This is a genomic window from Bradyrhizobium sp. USDA 4341 (assembly GCF_054063755.1).
Map to the genome: position 1 here is coordinate 5,890,949 of NZ_JBSSGO010000002.1, position 15,856 is coordinate 5,906,804.

The 15,856-nt window shown below is 64.3% G+C and carries 15 protein-coding genes; 12 read left to right on the forward strand and 3 right to left on the reverse strand.

Annotated features, from left to right (window positions below):
• Positions 1-265: 265 nt before the first annotated feature.
• The 3 genes from ACVIGB_RS34020 to ACVIGB_RS34030 form a co-directional block, all read right to left on the reverse strand.
• Positions 266-1,465, reverse strand: a complete 1,200-nt coding sequence (locus tag ACVIGB_RS34020; RefSeq protein ID WP_456719378.1) for a CaiB/BaiF CoA transferase family protein — start codon at positions 1,463-1,465, stop codon at positions 266-268.
• 109 nt (positions 1,466-1,574) lie between these two features.
• Positions 1,575-2,549 carry a 3-hydroxyacyl-CoA dehydrogenase NAD-binding domain-containing protein gene (locus ACVIGB_RS34025; protein WP_456719377.1) on the reverse strand — a complete coding sequence of 325 codons (975 nt, stop codon included), beginning with the start codon at positions 2,547-2,549 and terminating at the stop codon, positions 1,575-1,577.
• A gap of 21 nt (positions 2,550-2,570) precedes the next feature.
• Positions 2,571-3,329, reverse strand: coding sequence for an acetoacetate decarboxylase (locus ACVIGB_RS34030; protein WP_456719376.1), 759 nt, complete (start codon positions 3,327-3,329; stop codon positions 2,571-2,573).
• A 311-nt stretch (positions 3,330-3,640) separates the two neighbouring features.
• On the opposite strand from ACVIGB_RS34030, the gene ACVIGB_RS34035 reads away from it, so the two are divergent.
• The 12 genes from ACVIGB_RS34035 to ACVIGB_RS34090 all read left to right on the forward strand — a co-directional run bounded on the left by ACVIGB_RS34035 (position 3,641) and on the right by ACVIGB_RS34090 (position 15,838).
• The gene (locus ACVIGB_RS34035; protein ID WP_456719375.1) at positions 3,641-4,663 is read left to right on the forward strand and encodes an AraC family transcriptional regulator; all 1,023 of its coding nucleotides are present in this window, start codon (positions 3,641-3,643) and stop codon (positions 4,661-4,663) included.
• Between the two features lie 293 nt (positions 4,664-4,956).
• On the forward strand, positions 4,957-6,039 hold the full coding sequence (locus tag ACVIGB_RS34040; RefSeq protein ID WP_456719374.1) for an AraC family transcriptional regulator: 1,083 nt from the start codon (positions 4,957-4,959) through the stop codon (positions 6,037-6,039).
• Positions 6,040-6,219: 180 nt separating this feature from the next.
• Complete coding sequence (locus ACVIGB_RS34045; protein ID WP_092122169.1) at positions 6,220-7,029, forward strand: esterase/lipase family protein; 810 nt, start codon at positions 6,220-6,222, stop codon at positions 7,027-7,029.
• Positions 7,030-7,089: 60 nt separating this feature from the next.
• Positions 7,090-7,530 carry a TIGR01841 family phasin gene (phaP, locus tag ACVIGB_RS34050; protein WP_456719373.1) on the forward strand — a complete coding sequence of 147 codons (441 nt, stop codon included), beginning with the start codon at positions 7,090-7,092 and terminating at the stop codon, positions 7,528-7,530.
• Positions 7,531-7,568: 38 nt separating this feature from the next.
• The gene (locus ACVIGB_RS34055; RefSeq protein WP_092122178.1) at positions 7,569-8,336 is read left to right on the forward strand and encodes an SDR family oxidoreductase; all 768 of its coding nucleotides are present in this window, start codon (positions 7,569-7,571) and stop codon (positions 8,334-8,336) included.
• Positions 8,337-8,365: 29 nt separating this feature from the next.
• Positions 8,366-10,075: a long-chain-fatty-acid--CoA ligase gene (locus ACVIGB_RS34060; protein ID WP_456719372.1), complete on the forward strand. Its 1,710-nt coding sequence runs from the start codon at positions 8,366-8,368 to the stop codon at positions 10,073-10,075.
• A 136-nt stretch (positions 10,076-10,211) separates the two neighbouring features.
• Entirely contained in the window at positions 10,212-11,765 is a 1,554-nt protein-coding gene (locus ACVIGB_RS34065; RefSeq protein ID WP_456719371.1) for a WS/DGAT/MGAT family O-acyltransferase, read from the forward strand.
• Positions 11,766-11,863: 98 nt separating this feature from the next.
• Positions 11,864-13,198, forward strand: a complete 1,335-nt coding sequence (locus tag ACVIGB_RS34070; RefSeq protein WP_456719370.1) for an MFS transporter — start codon at positions 11,864-11,866, stop codon at positions 13,196-13,198.
• A 94-nt stretch (positions 13,199-13,292) separates the two neighbouring features.
• A complete protein-coding gene (locus tag ACVIGB_RS34075) occupies positions 13,293-13,889 on the forward strand; it encodes an adenylate kinase (RefSeq protein ID WP_456719369.1) in 597 nt (198 codons plus the stop codon).
• Positions 13,886-14,206 (forward strand): hypothetical protein, encoded by a 321-nt coding sequence (locus ACVIGB_RS34080; protein WP_456719368.1) that lies wholly within the window; start codon positions 13,886-13,888, stop codon positions 14,204-14,206. Before ACVIGB_RS34075 ends, ACVIGB_RS34080 begins: the two co-directional genes overlap by 4 nt.
• Positions 14,197-14,994, forward strand: coding sequence for an SDR family NAD(P)-dependent oxidoreductase (locus ACVIGB_RS34085; RefSeq protein ID WP_456719367.1), 798 nt, complete (start codon positions 14,197-14,199; stop codon positions 14,992-14,994). Before ACVIGB_RS34080 ends, ACVIGB_RS34085 begins: the two co-directional genes overlap by 10 nt.
• Before the next feature lie 67 nt (positions 14,995-15,061).
• Positions 15,062-15,838, forward strand: coding sequence for an esterase/lipase family protein (locus ACVIGB_RS34090; protein WP_456719366.1), 777 nt, complete (start codon positions 15,062-15,064; stop codon positions 15,836-15,838).
• Positions 15,839-15,856: the final 18 nt, after the last annotated feature.

Genomic DNA, 15,856 nt, shown 5'->3' on the forward strand with positions numbered 1-15,856 from the left:
CCTCCGGACCGGCCTCGTCGAACCTCCTCGTGGTCGAACTCCACGCATAGATTGGCGATCGACAGTAAGCGCGATGGCTGGTCAAGGAGTAAGGGACGCGTCGGGCGCTGATCGTTTCTGCTCGGGGGCGTCCTCCGAACCTCAGCTGCGCCGCATCGCCGCTGTGGTGCCCCCCGGTTCGGGCGCCTCGAGACTGGCCGCGCTCCTCACCCGAGGGCGCGGCCTTTTCTCGTGCGCGCGATGAAGGCGGCCGGTGGTCAGCGCATCATGCCAGGATCTTGCTTTCGCGCATCCCGGCGATGGCCGCGTCATCGTAGCCGGCCTCGCGCAAGATCTGCGTGCTGTGCTCGCCGACCGCGGGTGCCTTGCGCGGCTTCACCTTGGTCGCACCGTCGACAAAGAACGGGCTGTCGATGGTCAGCATCTCGTCGTTCTCGAATGGCACCAGCACGCCGGCTGCCAGCATTTGCCGGTCGGCGCACAGGTCGCCCATCTCGGCAACGCATTCGAAGACGATGCCGGCTTCATCGAGGCGCGCCCGCCATTCGTCCCGGTCCCGCGTCGCAAATGCCGCGTCGAACAGAGCGATCAGTTCCGCGGAACGGGCGAAGCGATCAGCCTGCTTGGCAAAGCGCGGATCAGTGAGCAGATCGTCGAGGCCCAGGCATTTCGCCACGGTCGGAAAGTCGCGCTGTTCGTTGACGATCGCGAGCAGCAGCCAGCGGCCGTCGCGGCAGCGGTAATAGCAGCCGAGCGCATTGAACAAATTCTCGCGCGGTGGCCGCGGCGTGAACGTCGCCCCGCACAGCGCCGCCTGCGCCATGATGCCGTTCGACCAGACGCCGTTGGCGAGCAGCGAGGAGCCGACCCGGGTGCCGCGGCCGGTCCGCTCGCGCTGATACAGCGCCACCGCGACGGCCGCGAACAGCGAAACACCCGACGGGTGATCACCCATGCCGGCGAGCGCCCGCGCCGGCGGCGTGCTGGCGTCGCTCCGCACCATGTCCATCAGGCCTGAACGCGCCCAGTAGGCAGTGACATCGAAGCCCGGCTTTCCCGCCTCGTCGCCGGTTTCGCCATAGCCGGTGAAGGATGCGTAGATCAGCCGATCATTCGCCGCGGCAAGCCGCTCGTAGCTGATCGCGAGCTTCCTGCGGACGGCGAGCGGATAATTGGTGATGAATACATCGGCGGTGGAGGCCAGGCGATGCAGCACCGCCTGGCCTTCGGGCTTCGATAGATCGAGCGCAAGGCCGCGCTTGTTGCGGTTATCGAGCAGCCAGCCATACGGTTGGTCGGATCTCGGCATGCCCGGTAGCTTCGGCACCTGACGGAACGCGTCGCCTGCGCCGGGCGGTTCGATCTTGATCACGTCGGCGCCGAAGTCTCCCAACAGTGTCGCGGCGGTTGGCGCGGCGATGAAGCTGCCGCAGTCGATGACTTTCAATCCCTCGAAGATGCTCATGAGCGTCCGTCTCCGCTTGATGCCCGAGGATCATCCCGGGCGCGTCTGGATTCCGAAAGATGGCGACCGCCTGTGTCTGCGAGCGCGCGCAGCTTTGAGGGCGAGCCGACTATGTGCGATCCCTGCCGTTGCGTGCCGCCAGCACGTGCAACAGCGCCACCTGCGTGTCGTCGCGTTCGCGCTCCATCCGCGGGATCGGCGTCCTGCCGAAAGACGCCGCAGCCTGGTCGATGATCCTGCGCTGTAGCGCATCGTCGAGATCGACCTGCGGAATTACCTTGAACGACGCGGCCATGTTCTTGCCGAGGTGCTGGAAGAACGATTCGAGTCCCTTCGGTCCACCGCCCATGTGAAACGAGCTGAACGGCCCGTTCACGGCCCAGCGCAACCCGATCGAGCTGGTGACGATGTCGTCCAATTCGTCGACCGTCACGACGCCTTCCTGCACGAGGTAGCAGGCCTCGCGCATGATCGCGCGCTGCAGCCGGTTGGCGACAAAGCCCTGAATCTCCTTTTTGAGCACGCGCGGCACCTTGCCGAGCGCCTCGTAGAACGCCACGGCGTCGGCGGTCGCCTGCGGATCGGTTTGTTCGCCGGGAACGACCTCGACGAGCGGGATCAGATGCGGCGGGTTGAAGGGATGGCCGACGAGCAGCCGGCTTGCATCCTTCATCTCTTGCGCCTGCTCGGTGGCCGGCCGCGCCGAGCTCGAGGACAACAGCAACGCATGCCTCGGCACCGCTGCCTCGATCTGTGCCCAGAGCTGCTGTTTCCATTCGGGTTTCTCCGGGCCATTCTCCTGCACGAGGTCGGCACCGGCGACGGCGCGGGCGAGATCCGGCTCGAAGCGCAGGTTGCGCTCCAACCGCTCATGCGGCAGGCCGAGCTTCAGCAGCGTCGGCGCGATCTTGATCAGGGCGTCCTTGGTCGTGGCCTCGATGCCGGGCTGCGGATCGTTGATCACGACATTGAGCCCGTGCGCGAGAAACAGCGCTGCCCAGGAGGAGCCGATGACGCCGGCCCCGATAACGCACACATTGCGATAGCGGTTGAGCGCCGCGGCGCGATCTGCGGATGATGGCATGGCTTTCTCCGACGTGTCCGCTTACCGCGGCTGATCGAGATAGTTGTGGCAGCGCTTGGCGCGGGACAGCGTCAAGTCGGTCATGATGTGGCTGCACGCGACGATCTCGCGCACCGGAAAATCGGCCATCGGGGCCAATGCGTGGGCGAACAGCTCCAGCCGGGCCGGGCCGGTCCATGCGCCCTTAACGGTGATGTCGGTGATCTCGGAGCGCAGCAGCTCGCAGATGCGCGGCTCGCCCGCCGGCTTCGGACTGTCATAGGTCCACAGGATCTTCAGCATGAAGGTCGGTACGCAGATCTCGGCCTTTGCCTTTTCGAGGTCCAGCGCGCGGTGCTTGTAACCCATCGTCGCGGTGGCCACGCGCAGGCTGCCATAATCCATTGTGCCGACCAGCGTGTCGGAATCGATATAGAGCTTCGGCTTGCCGATCACCTTGGGATAGCCGCTGATTTCGCGGCCGGACGCCAGCGCCGGCAGGCTATCGAGGTACATCGCGTGCAGGTACTCACCCTTTTCGTCGCCAAAGCGCACCTGGACTGCCTGGCCGCATTCGGTGTAGTCGCCGAGACCGGAGGTGTCGGGCATCCGCATGATCTCCCAGCGGACCAGCGGATCGTCGATCTCCAGCGGCTCGGGAACGACGGCGCGCAACGCCTCGATGTCGGTGCGATACAGGATGTTGAGGTATTCGCGGTTGGTGAAGCGAAACGGTCCGCGGGGAAATGCCTGGGCGCCGATTGGCGTCGTCAGCTGCTTGAGAATGTCCTCCCGTCGCATCCGCTCCTCCCTTGATGGCGCTTGCCGCGGTCCGTGTGGGCCCTCCGGCTGCGTGCCGGTTGTCGAGCAAGGCATCGCGAGCCTAGCGATCTCGCGAGGCGGAGAAAGGTGCGATTGGACCGCCGACCGGGTGACTTCCGGACGCGGAATGCGGCGCGCAGCGCGCGGGTACCCGATCATTGCGTCGCCTGCGTGATCGGGCTTACGTTTGGAGCGGTAGATCAATCGTGGAGCGGGAACGCGCGGAATGCGAGGGACATGCGATCGGAATGACTAGGCAAGATTCGCACGCAAGCCAATCGCCGAGCCGAATGCTGCCCAGCTTCGCGCAGCGAATATTCCCGCCGCATTCGATCGCGGCCATCGCGGCCGAGCTTCGCGAGCAGGGCATTGATCCAGCTGAGGTTCTCGAGGGCACCGGGCTTGTGATCGGCCAGCTCGAGTCTCATACGACGCGAATATCCTATCGACAGCTCGACACGGTGATCCGCAATGCGCTGCGGCTGGCAAGGGACCCCGCCATCGCGCTGCGCTCCGGAGCGCGAATGCATGTTACCGCCTATGGCATGTACGGATACGCGCTGCTGAGCAGTGCAACGCATGCGGCGGCCCGCGACTTCGCAGCGCGATACATCCGCGTGGTGGGTCCGTTCTGCGATTTCGGCCTCTCTTATGATGGTGAGACGGTGGTGGCGACGTTCCAGCCCATGCACTGGCCGAATCCGACCGAGAGCGTGCATCGCTTCGCAGTGGAGTTCGCACTGGCCGCGCATCTGACGACCATTCGCGACCGCTCCGGTCAGGGCTTCGGGTTCTCGCGCGTGCTGCTCGACTACGCACCGCCGCCATCCACAGCGGCGTATCGTGATCTTTTCGGATGCCCGGTCCTGTTCGATCAGCATCATTGTGGATACCAATACGCACGCAATGACGGCCCGCGGACGCTGGCAAATCCGCGTACCCACGCCATGGCGCGCGAGATGTGCGAGGAGATCCTCGGCGAGGTGAACCGCGCCGGCGGCGTTGCTGCCGATATCCGCCGGATCTTGATCGAGCAGCCGGGCAGTTATCCAAGTATCGAGGCGATCGCCGAGCAGCTCGACATCTATCCCCGCGCGCTGCGGCGCAGGCTCGAGGCGGAGGGAACCTCATATCGCGGCCTGCTTGCGGAGGTGCGCATGCGGCTCGCGATCGAGTATCTGCGCAAGACGCGCATGACCAATGAGGAGATCGCGAGCCGCCTCGGCTACAGCGACGCGGCCAACTTCCGCCACGCCTTTTCGCGCTGGACCGGCAGGAATCCATCCGAGTTCCGGGGCGACGCGGGTCTTTAAAACCCGAGATATCGAAGGGGCGCTTCGCCGGCTCTGTCCGTAGTTCACCGGCAAATTGGTTCAATCGAACCTTTTGCGCGGCCGAAGCGCGCGTAAGCTTGGCGCCGTGGTTGCGCTCGCGATCGCGTTCTCCCAACCTGGACCGCCCTCCCTCGGCGGTCTTTCTTTTGGCCGGTCTTGTCCGGAACTCACCCCCAAACGCGACCAATCGAACCTTCCCTTGCCTGGTCCGGCTTACTACCCTCCCGGATTGCGGGACCGGAAACGGGCGCGCAAGGCGGACGAGGAAGCTCGTGTATCACCCGTCACCAAATCTCTTGCAGTGTCTCTATTCGCCGCAACGGATCGCTGCGGTGGTGGACGTCCTGGCCGAGGACGGGATCTCCGCGTCACGCGCGCTCGGCGGGGCCAATTTGACGAGTGCCGACCTGAGGGATTCATCGGTACGCGTCTCCTATCGGCAGGTCGCGACGGTCTTTCGCAATGCGATGCGGCTGTCGCGGGATCCGTCGGTCGCGTTTCGCGCCGGAGAACGAATGCATGTCATGGCTTACGGCATGTATGGCTATGCCATGCTGAGCAGCCGGACGCGGGCAGAAGTCATCGACTTCGCGGCCAAGTATGGTCGCATCCTCGGAACGGTCGCCGACATCGACCTTGCCCGCAAGGACGATACGGTGAGCTGTCTGCTCGAGCCTTTGCTCTCACGCGATCCGGCCGATGACGTCTATCGGTTCGCGCTTGAATTCGCCTTTGCGACTTATCAGACGCTGAGCCGTGACGTCTATGGCAGCTCGTTCCGCTTCTCGAAGCTGAGCGCCGCCTATGCGCCGCCGCCGCACGCTCGGACCTACGATCGCATCTTCCAGTGTCCGGTCGAGTTCGACCAGTGCAGGAACGCGCTGGAATTCGACGCGGCCTGGATCGACCATCCGGCGGTCTGCCCCGACGAGATGACCAGGGCGATGGCAGGCCGATTCTATGATCAGCTTTTCGATCATGTGGCGCGGGACGACGGCCTCGCCGCCGACATCCGGCGACGGCTCGTCGAGCATCCCGGCCGCTTCCCGAGTATCGAGACAATGGCGGAGGAGCTCGCGATTCATCCGCGGACGTTCCGCCGCAGGCTACAGCTGCAGCGGAAAACCTACCGGCAGATCGTCTCCGAGGTCCGTATGCAGCTCGCCGTCGGCTATCTGCGCAACACGCAAATGACCAATGACGAGATCGCCGCGCGGCTCGACTACAGTGACGCGGCGAACTTCCGCCACGCTTTTGTCCGCTGGACCGGCAAGAGCCCTTCGGACTTCCGCGATCGCCGGGCATCACGCATCGCAGCAGGGGCGCAAGATTTATTGGCGGATGTCCCAAACTAACCGGTCAAGCGGGCCAATTGCACCTTTTACGGGTCTGACCTGCTCGATAGCGTTTTGAGACCAAGAGGATGCGCGGTTGCGCGATCGGGTCCGCACGGAGCCGCTCGCGGAGCGAGGCAGCAATCATAAAATGTCGGGTCGTGCGGGACACGCTGCATGATTCGGGAGGGGACATTCTGCATGAATACGGTCGTCGACCGCTCTGCGCCGCCGTCGCAATTGCTGCTCGCGCTCGAGGTGCGTGGGATCTGGGAGCTGCAGGCGTTCTTCGCAAGCTACCCGCTGCTTCGCCGCGCGCCGCGCGGCGACGGACATCCGGTCCTCGTATTGCCGGGGCTCTCCGCCAGCGATATCTCGACGCGACCGTTGCGCGCCTACCTGAAGGCGCAAGGTTACGCGGTACATGGCTGGAAGCTCGGACCCAATCGCGGACCGCGTCCCGGCGTCGAGGCTGCCATGGACGCAAGGCTGGCCGAGCTCGCCGAGCGATATAAGCGCAAGGTCAGCCTGATCGGCTGGAGCCTCGGCGGCGTCTTTGCCCGCGAGATTGCACGGCGCGCACCCGATCTGGTCCGCCAGGTGATCACGCTTGGCAGCCCGTTCGCCAACGAGCCGAAGGCAAGCAATGCCTGGCGTCTCTACGAGATCCTGAGCGAGCGCCAGGTCGACGACTGGCCCGACAGGGACATGATGAAGTTGCCGCCGCCGGTACCGAGCACGGCGATCTACTCACGCACCGACGGCATCGTCTCGTGGTGGGGTTGCCGCGAGCAGCATGCCGACCGGACGCAGAACATCGAGGTCGAAGGCAGTCATTGCGGGCTCGGGCACAATCCGGCCGTGCTCTATGCGATTGCGGACCGCCTCGCGCTCGGGGAGGAAGAATGGTCGCCATTCGACCGCAGCGGTCTCCGCGGCATGGTTTACCCCGATCCGGATCGGGCCGATGACAGCGTCGCCCTGTTTCGGCCGCGCTGGCCGGCGGCCTGACGCGTAGTCCAAGGATCGGCGTTTCGCCGCCGCCAGCCAAACACCAGAAGGAGGACGTCGATGGGGACCGATGACAGGCAATCCGACGCAGGTGGCACGGGCGCGATGCCGTGGCTCGGGGATCTGAAGAAAATGGCCGAGAAGTTCGCGCTGCCCGGGTTCGATGTCGCCGCGTTGGTCGAGTGGCAGCGCAAGGACATCGAAGCGTTGGTGGAGGCGAACCGGCAGGCTTACGAAGGCATCCAGGCGCTGGTCAGCCGGCGCAACGAGATCCTGCAGGAGACGCTCGCGCAGTGGCAGGCGGCGATGAAGGGCTTCGCGAGCGGTGAAGCCATGACCAAGCAGACGGAGACCGCCAGGCAGCAGGTCGAGAAGGCGGTCGCGGATTTCCGCGAGCTGTCGCAGATGGAGGCGCAGGCGCGCAACAACGCCTGGATGGTCATGCAAGAGCGCATGCAGGAGAACCTTACGAACCTTCAGAAGCTGTTGCAGCCGAAGTAGTGCTGCGCGTGTGAGGCGCCAACAAGCGGGGGAAAGCCATGAGTCTGGCCAAGTTGCAGGACTTGACAGGTCGCGTCGCGCTCGTCACGGGCGGATCGCGAGGTCTCGGTCTTCAGATCGCCGAGGTGCTGGGCGAACTCGGCGCCAAGGTCGCGATCACCGCGCGCAAGCGGGATGAGCTTGATGCCGCGGCTGCTCACCTCAAAGGGCTTGGCATCGAGGCGCTTCCGGTGGTTTGCGACATGGGCAGGCTGGAGACAATCGCGCCGATGATCGAGCAGGTCGTGGCCGCGCTGGGCCCGGTCGACATCCTCGTCAACAATGCCGGTACTTCCTGGGGTGCTGCCACGATCGAGCATACGCTCGACGGCTGGAACAAGGTGATCAACCTGAATGTAACTGCGATCTTCATCGCCACCCAGGAGGTCGGCCGCCGCTGCATGGTGCCGCGGCGGAGCGGCAAGGTGATCAACATCGCGTCGATCCAGGGCCTTACCGGCTGCTATCCGGAAGGCACGCCGACGCTGGCCTACAACACGAGCAAAGGCGCGGTCGTCAACCTGACCCGCACGCTCGCCAATGAATGGGCGCCGCTCGGCATCAACGTCAACGCGATCGCGCCGGGCTATTTCCCGACCAAGATGACCGCGCAGCTCGACCAGAGCGCGACCGCGCATATGGCGCCGATGAATCGTGAGGGCGGCCCCGAAGATCTCAAGGGCGTCGCCGCGCTCCTCGCCTCCGATGCCTGTGCATTCATCACTGGCCAGACCATCGCGGTCGACGGCGGCGTGACCGCCGTCTGATCCGAGAGACCATAGAAGGGAGAGATCTCATGAACGACATGCCCTGGATCCGATCCTATCCCGACGGCGTACGCTGGGACATCGAGATCGCTGCCGGACCCGTGCAGAAGATATTGGGCGATGCCGTCGCCAAATGGCCGGATCGTCCCGCGATCGATTTCATGGGCAAGCGGATCAGCTATGCCGAGCTCGGGCGGCTCACCGATCGCGTGGCCAAGGGCCTGCAGCTCCTTGGCGTGAAGCCGGGCGTTCATGTCGGCCTCTATCTGCCCAACACGCCGCACTACATCATCTCGTTCTTCGGCATCCTCAAGGCAGGCGGCACGGCGGTCAACTACTCGCCGCTAGACGCCGCCAAGGTGCTCGAACACAAGATCGAGGACAGCAAGACCGATATCCTGATCACGCTCGACATGGTTTCGCTCTATCCGCAGATGGCGGCGATGCTGGGCAAGACAAGATTGAAGAAGCTGGTGGTCGGCTCGCTTGGCGAGATCACGGCCGACCCCGACACCGTTGTCAACGAGATGAAGGCGGCCAAGCAGCTGAGCGAAGTCGCCTGGGACGATCATCACATCAGCTTCGGCCAGCTGACCCATAATGATGGAGCCTACCGGGCCTATCCGATCGATGATCCGCGCGAGACGATCGCCGTGCTGCAATACACCGGCGGGACGACAGGGTTGCCGAAGGGGGCGATGCTCACCCACGCCAACCTGACCAGCGCGTGCCAGCAGTACCGGGCGACCACGGCCGGCTCGCCGCCGGTGCTGGTCGATGGGCAAGAGCGCTTCCTGGCTGTCTTGCCACCGTTCCACATCTACGCGCTTTCCGTGAATGTACTGTTCGGCGTCTTGATGGGCGCGGAGATCATCCAGCACGTCCGTTTCGATCCGAAAGCCGCGCTCGAGGAAATCTCGACGAAGTCGGTCAGTGTCTTCTGCGGAGTGCCGACCATGTTCACCGCGCTGATCAATCATCCGGAGACGCCGAAGCACAGCCTGCGCGCGCTGAAATATTGCGGATCCGGCGGCGCGCCGTTGCCGCTCGAGGTGGCGCAGCAATTCGCCTCGATCACGGGCTGCAATTTGAGTGAAGGCTGGGGCATGACCGAGACCTCGCCGAGCGGCACCTACACGCCGGCGCAGCATGGGGCCATGCGCAAGGCCGGCTCCTGCGGCATGCCGATGCCCGGCATCGTCATCAAGTTCCTCAACGTTGACGACAGCAGCGGATATGTTCCGCTCGGCGAGCGCGGCGAGATCTGCATCAAGGGCCCGAATGTCATGAAGGGCTACTGGAATAAGCCGGACGCAACCGCCGAGGTGACGACCGCAGACGGCTACCTGCGCACGGGCGACGTTGGCTACATGGATGAGGATGGCTTTATCTTCATCGTGGACCGCACCAAGGACATGCTCCTGTGCAGCGGATACAATGTGTATCCGCGCGTCCTCGAAGAGGCGATCTACAAATATCCGGCGGTCGAGGAGGTCGCCGTGATCGGCATCCGCGACGAGTATCGCGGCCAGTCGCCGAAGGCGTTCATCAAGCTGAAGGCGGACGCCAAGCCGTTCAAGCTCGAAGAGCTGCAGGCGTTCCTGAAGGACAAGCTCGGCAAGCACGAGATGGTGCAGGCGCTCGATATCCGCGCCGAACTGCCGAAGACCGCGGTCGGCAAGCTTTCGAAGAAGGAGCTGTACGACGAGGAAGAGCGCGCGGCCCGGGCGCGGGCCTGAGAGCGCCTGCGTGAACCGGATCGGCCGCGGCGGAGAGGTGTCAGGTCCGACCGCAATGCAATGACCGTGACGCGCGAGATATCGGCATACGGTCATCAAGACGGCGATCGCCGTCACAACGTCATGGGAGGGAAGAATGGATCAACTCAGCAGCATGGATGCATCGTTCCTGCATCTCGAAACGCCGGAAACGCCGATGCATGTCGGCAGCCTCATGATCTTCGATCTCCCAGAGGGCTATCAGGGCGATTACTACGAGGATGTCAAGGAGATGCTCGGCAAGCGTCTCCATCTCTCGGCATTGCTGAACCGCAAACTGGCGCAGATGCCCTTTCAGCTCGCGGAACCGGTCTGGATCGAGGACGATGATATCGAACTCGATTATCATGTGCGGACCGTCACCTTGCGGCGGCCAGGCACCATGGCGCAGCTTGAGCAACTCGTTGCGCGATTGCACGCCTCGCTGCTCGACCGCAGCCGTCCGCTGTGGGAGATGTATGTCATCGATGGCCTCGAGAACGGCCAGGTCGCGTTCTACACCAAGGCGCATCACAGCGGCGTCGACGGCAAGGCCGGTGTCGAACTCGCCAAGGTGCTCTATGATGTCTCGCCCAAGATGCGCGAGGTGCCGCCGCCACGGCGCAAGCGCGCCGCCGCGCAATACCAGCTCGGCGTGACCGAGCTATTGCAGGCGGCGGCCAACAACGCGGCCCAGCAATATCGCAAGCTCGCGGAGCTCCTGCCGACGGCGGCCAAGGCGCTCGGCACGGCCGCGAGCGTGGTGGCCAGCCAGCGGTCGCAAAAGGGGGAGCGCTCGCTCAGCCTCGGGTTGGCCCCGAAGACGGTGTTCAACGACTCCATCACCAATCAGCGCTCCTACAGTACGATGTCGTTGCCGCTTGCCGACATCAAGGTCCTGGGCAAGCGTGTCGGCGGTACCGTCAACACCATCGTCATGGCGATGTGCAGCATCGCGCTGCAACGCTTCCTCGCCGAGCGCGGCCTGCTGCCCAAGGAGGCCCTGATCGCGATGGTGCCGGTTAGCCTGCGTGCCGAAGGCGACAAGGCGATGAACAACCAGGTTTCGGCGGTACGCGTCGACCTGGCGACCGATATCGATGACCTGCCGACCCGCTTCAAGGCGATCCACGCGTCATCCGAGGCGGCCAAGGCGGTCGTGCGCGAACTCAAGCCGGTGCTCGGTGTCGATGTGCCGATCACAGGTTCGCCGTGGCTGATGACCGGGCTCGCCTCACTGCTTGGCCGCTCCAACCTCGCCAGCCGCATGCCGGCAGCGGGCAACGTGCTGATCTCCAATGTGCCGGGACCAGGGCAGAATCTCTACATGGCCGGCGCACGGATGGTGCATTATTTCCCGGTCTCGATCCCCTATCACGGCAGCGCGCTGAACATCACGGTGCACAGCTATGCGGGCCTGCTCGAATTCGGTCTGACCGCATGCCGGCGTGTACTCACGCAGGACGAGTCCTACGAGATGATCGAGCATCTCCGGGCGGCCTTGCGCGCGATCGAAGCCCTGCCGCCGGTCGAGGCCGAGATCGTCGAGTTGACAACGCAGGCTACGGCTCAATCGAAGGCGGCATCGGCGGCCGCGGCGTCGGTGACGGTCATCCAGACAGACGAGGTGCCGCCGGCCGCCGCAAACGACAAGGCGAGCCGGGCCAGCTAGGCGCCCGGGCTTTCAACGCGTCACATCGCCGGAGCTGGGGACGCCACCGCGGTCTCCCGCTCGGCGTCGGAATCAAAAGAACATTGGAGGACACCAGGATGCACCCACCCGCCGCAAAGGGATCTCTGTCGGTACTGGAAAGCCCGGCGCACAAATCCCTGTTCTCGAAGATCGATTGGCGCCTGATCCCGCTCTTGTTGATCGCCTATATGATCGCTTATCTCGACCGCATCAATATCGGCTACGCACAGCTGCAGATGAAGCAGACGCTGCCGTTCGACGATGCGGTCTACGGTCTCGGTGCAGGCATCTTCTTCGTCGGATATTTCCTGTTCGAGGTGCCGAGCAACCTGCTCCTGGAGCGGATCGGCGCGCGCAAGACCCTGCTGCGCATCATGGTGTTATGGGGGCTCGCGGCAGCCGCCATGATGTTCGTGTCGACACCGTTCCAGTTCTATCTCGTCCGGTTCCTGCTCGGTGTGTTCGAGGCCGGCTTCTTTCCCGGCGTGATCCTGTACTTCACCTATTGGTATCCGTCGGCGCGGCGGGGACAGGTGATCGCCACCTTCATGTCGGCGACGACGATCGTGTCTGTGATCGCCGGCCCGCTGTGCGGCTCGATCCTGAAATACCTCGACGGTGCCGGCGGCCTTCATGGCTGGCAGTGGCTGTTCCTTGTCCAGGGTCTGCCGGCGCTGATTCTTGGCATCCTGGTTTACGCCTTGCTCGAGGACAAGCCCGCGCAGGCCGCGTGGCTCTCGAAGGACGAGAAAGCCCTGCTCGAAGACACCTTCCGGCACGATGAGAAGGACATCGCGAGCGAGCCCTCGGGAACGTTCGGGCAGATGCTGAAGGACCCCAAGGTCTATGTGCTGTCGTTCGTCTATCTGCTCCTGCTCGGCGCGACCTACACGATGGTGTTCTGGATGCCGACCCTGATCCAGAGTTGGGGTGTCAAGGATTTGTTCCTTGTCGGCGTCTATGCTGCGATCCCGAATGCCGCCGGCGTCATTGGCATGATCCTGATCGGCCGACACTCTGACAAGTGGCACGAGCGTCGCTGGCACTATGCCGCCTGCGTCGCGATCGCCGCGTTCGGCTTGTTCATCACCACGATGCTCCAAGGCAACCTCGTCGGATCCATCCTTGCGTTGTCCTTTGCGGTGATCGGAATTGCGTCGGCGACGCCGCTGTTCTTCGCGCTGACCAGCGAATATCTTTCCACCGGCGCCGCCGCCGGAGGGCTTGCGCTGATCAGCAGTCTCGGCAACCTCGGTCCGGCGATCAGCCCTTCGATCAATGGACTGATCGTGCGAGGCACCGGCGACAACATCTACAGCATGTACTTCGTGATGGCGCTCTACGTGTTGTCGGGATTGCTGTTGCTGCTGTCGATGCGGCCTGCCCCAAGTGCGCGCCTGGCGATGGCGTGAGGACAATTCGAGCGGCCCGGCCCGCACTGAGCCGGGTTACCCGACGCTCCGTCGGAAAGCTGCCGGTGATCAAGCGAATATCGGGACACATGCGATGAGGATCGTTCTGCTGGGGCCGCCCGGTGCGGGCAAGGGAACGCAGGCGAGGCGCCTGGTCGAGGAGTACGACATACCGCACCTTTCGACGGGCGACATGCTGCGTGCTGCGGTCGACGCGGACACCGGCATCGGACGGAAGGTCAAGGATATCATGGTGAGTGGTGGGCTCGTTCCGGATCAGCTCGTGATCGCCGCGGTGATCGAACGCATCTCGCAAGCGGATGCCGAGCGTGGCTTTGTGCTCGACGGCTTCCCGCGGACGATGGCACAGGCGGTCAGATTCGATGATCTGCTCGATACCGAAGGTCTTGCGATCGACCATGTCGTCGAGCTCCAGGCCGACGAGACGGTGTTGCTGGACCGGATCGAGGCACGGGCCCGCGAAGCACGAGAGCAGGGCGGCGCGGTGCGCGCCGACGACAATCACGAAACGCTCAAGCTGCGCATCGACGCCTACAACGAGCAGACCGCGCCGCTGGTCGACTACTATCGATCGCGGAACATCCTCAGAACCGTCGACGGACTGCAGCCAGTCGAGGCCGTCGCCCTCGACGTCGTCAGAGCGATCGGCCAAGATCGTTCGGTGACGTGATGCCGGCGACGCAAAATCGCGATCCGCAAGCCCGACTGTCCGGCGATCTCGAGCGGATCGAGGTGCTGGAGCCGTTGCGCAGGTCGCTTGGTGAGGTGAACGAAACGGCCGATCAATTCGAGCAGGCCCAGGCGCTGCTGCGGGCGATCGAACGGTTCTCCCGCACATATGCTGCCGACCGGAAGTGCGCCGGCACGCCTGCCGAGCTGGCGCGGCGCGACGCACGTCGTCTGGCGCGGCGGCGGCTTGTTGCGCGCGCCGTTCGTGGATTGCGCAGAACCGTTCTGGCAGCGAAGGGAGGCGCCTCATGTCGGTGAGCGGAAATGAAGGTCAATGCGCGCTGGTGACCGGCGCATCGGGCGGCATTGGTCTCGAGCTCGCGCGCGTGCTTGCGGCCAATCGCTTCAGCCTCGTGCTGCTGGCGCGCAGCCGCGACAAGCTGCAGGAGCTTGCCCGCGAGCTCAAGGCCGATCACGGCACCAAGGTGACCATCGTTGCCGCCGATCTGAGCGAGCCGTCGGCGCCGCAGGCGGTGTTCGATTCGCTGAAGGACGCTGGCGTGCGGGTCGACCTCTTGGTGAACAATGCCGGCCTTTTGCTCGAAGGACGCGTCGCCGCAATCGGCCTCGATGACCAGTTGCGGCTTCTGCAGGTCAATGTCGTAGCCATGACGGCATTGACTCGTCTCTTCCTCGCGCCGATGCTCGAGCGCAACAGTGGACGGATCCTGAATGTTGCGTCAGTCGCGGCGTTCATGCCGGTGCCAAACCTTGCGGTCTATGCCGCGTCGAAGGCCTATGTGCTGTCATTCGGCGAGGCGTTGTCCCAGGAATTGAGCGGCAGCAAGATTACGCTGACGACGTTATGTCCCGGCGTGACGGACACCGGAATGGTCCATGGCACCAATCTCGGCAACATGCCGAGCATGATGATCATGGATGCGAAGACCGTCGCACAGGAGGGCTACCGCGCCTGCATGGCGGGAAAGCCGGTGCATGTCGCAGGACTTGCCAACGAGCTGGCGGTCCAATGGATCAAGTATCAGCCGAGTTGGCTGTTGCGGGCCATCGGCGGGGTATTCGGAAAGGCCGCGCCGCCGAACTGACGTCTCGTGCTCGCCGGCGATGCACCGTTGCCGGGCTATTCTTGACTATCAACAAGGGACGTTGCTCATGGGACGTGACGAGCAGACCGTCGAACCACCCTCGCTCGCGCTGCTTGCCGCGGAAGGGCGCGGCTTTCTCGACATCCCGGCGCTTCTTGCCGTGGCGGCGCCGCTTCTGGCGACCGCGCCGCGGGGACAGCGGCATCCGGTGATGGTTCTGCCCGGGTTGGGCGCCGATGACCGGTCGACGTTGGCGATACGCTCATTCCTCGAGTTCCTCGGTTATCAGGTTCATGGATGGGGCCGCGGCCGCAACGTGCGCGCGCCGGACGCGGACCTCTCCGCCGTGACGGCTCGGGTCATCGAACTCGAAAAGCAGGGCGGCTCGAAGGTCAGTCTGGTCGGCTGGAGCCGCGGCGGCATCATCGCGCGCGAGGTTGCGCGGCAGATCCCCACGGCGGTGCGGATGGTCATCACGCTCGGCAGTCCGTTCGCGGCTCCGGGTGCGAGCAATGTCCGCGCGATCTGGCGGCTCCTGACCGGACAGAAATATGAGCCGCCGACCGCCGAGCGGATCAGTCGCCTCGCGCAACCGATTCCCGTGCCGACAACATCGATCTATACCCGCACCGATGGCGTGGTGGCGTGGCGCGCCTGCCTGGAGCAGGAGGGTGGGGAGCGCGAAAACGTCGAGGTGAACACGACGCATATCGGGCTTGGCTTTCACGCGCCGGCGCTGTGGGTGATTGCCGATCGCCTCGCCCAGCCAACGGGCAGCTGGAAGCCGTTTCGACCGCCTCCGCAGGTCGCGATCTGGTTTCCGGCAACGACGCGTCGCGATTGAGGTCGCAAAGGCACGGCC

Bases quoted from the DNA above. Each gene is read 5' to 3' on its own strand.
- ACVIGB_RS34075 (WP_456719369.1), top strand. From the start codon at position 13,293: ATGAGGATCGTTCTGCTGGGGCCGCCCGGTGCGGGCAAGGGAACGCAG.
- ACVIGB_RS34060 (WP_456719372.1), top strand. From the start codon at position 8,366: ATGAACGACATGCCCTGGATCCGATCCTATCCCGACGGCGTACGCTGG.
- ACVIGB_RS34055 (WP_092122178.1), top strand. From the start codon at position 7,569: ATGAGTCTGGCCAAGTTGCAGGACTTGACAGGTCGCGTCGCGCTCGTC.
- ACVIGB_RS34025 (WP_456719377.1), bottom strand. From the start codon at position 2,549: ATGCCATCATCCGCAGATCGCGCCGCGGCGCTCAACCGCTATCGCAAT.
- ACVIGB_RS34070 (WP_456719370.1), top strand. From the start codon at position 11,864: ATGCACCCACCCGCCGCAAAGGGATCTCTGTCGGTACTGGAAAGCCCG.
- ACVIGB_RS34085 (WP_456719367.1), top strand. From the start codon at position 14,197: ATGTCGGTGAGCGGAAATGAAGGTCAATGCGCGCTGGTGACCGGCGCA.
- ACVIGB_RS34065 (WP_456719371.1), top strand. From the start codon at position 10,212: ATGGATCAACTCAGCAGCATGGATGCATCGTTCCTGCATCTCGAAACG.
- ACVIGB_RS34020 (WP_456719378.1), bottom strand. From the start codon at position 1,465: ATGAGCATCTTCGAGGGATTGAAAGTCATCGACTGCGGCAGCTTCATC.
- ACVIGB_RS34030 (WP_456719376.1), bottom strand. From the start codon at position 3,329: ATGCGACGGGAGGACATTCTCAAGCAGCTGACGACGCCAATCGGCGCC.
- ACVIGB_RS34045 (WP_092122169.1), top strand. From the start codon at position 6,220: ATGAATACGGTCGTCGACCGCTCTGCGCCGCCGTCGCAATTGCTGCTC.
- ACVIGB_RS34090 (WP_456719366.1), top strand. From the start codon at position 15,062: ATGGGACGTGACGAGCAGACCGTCGAACCACCCTCGCTCGCGCTGCTT.
- phaP (WP_456719373.1), top strand. From the start codon at position 7,090: ATGGGGACCGATGACAGGCAATCCGACGCAGGTGGCACGGGCGCGATG.
- ACVIGB_RS34035 (WP_456719375.1), top strand. From the start codon at position 3,641: ATGCTGCCCAGCTTCGCGCAGCGAATATTCCCGCCGCATTCGATCGCG.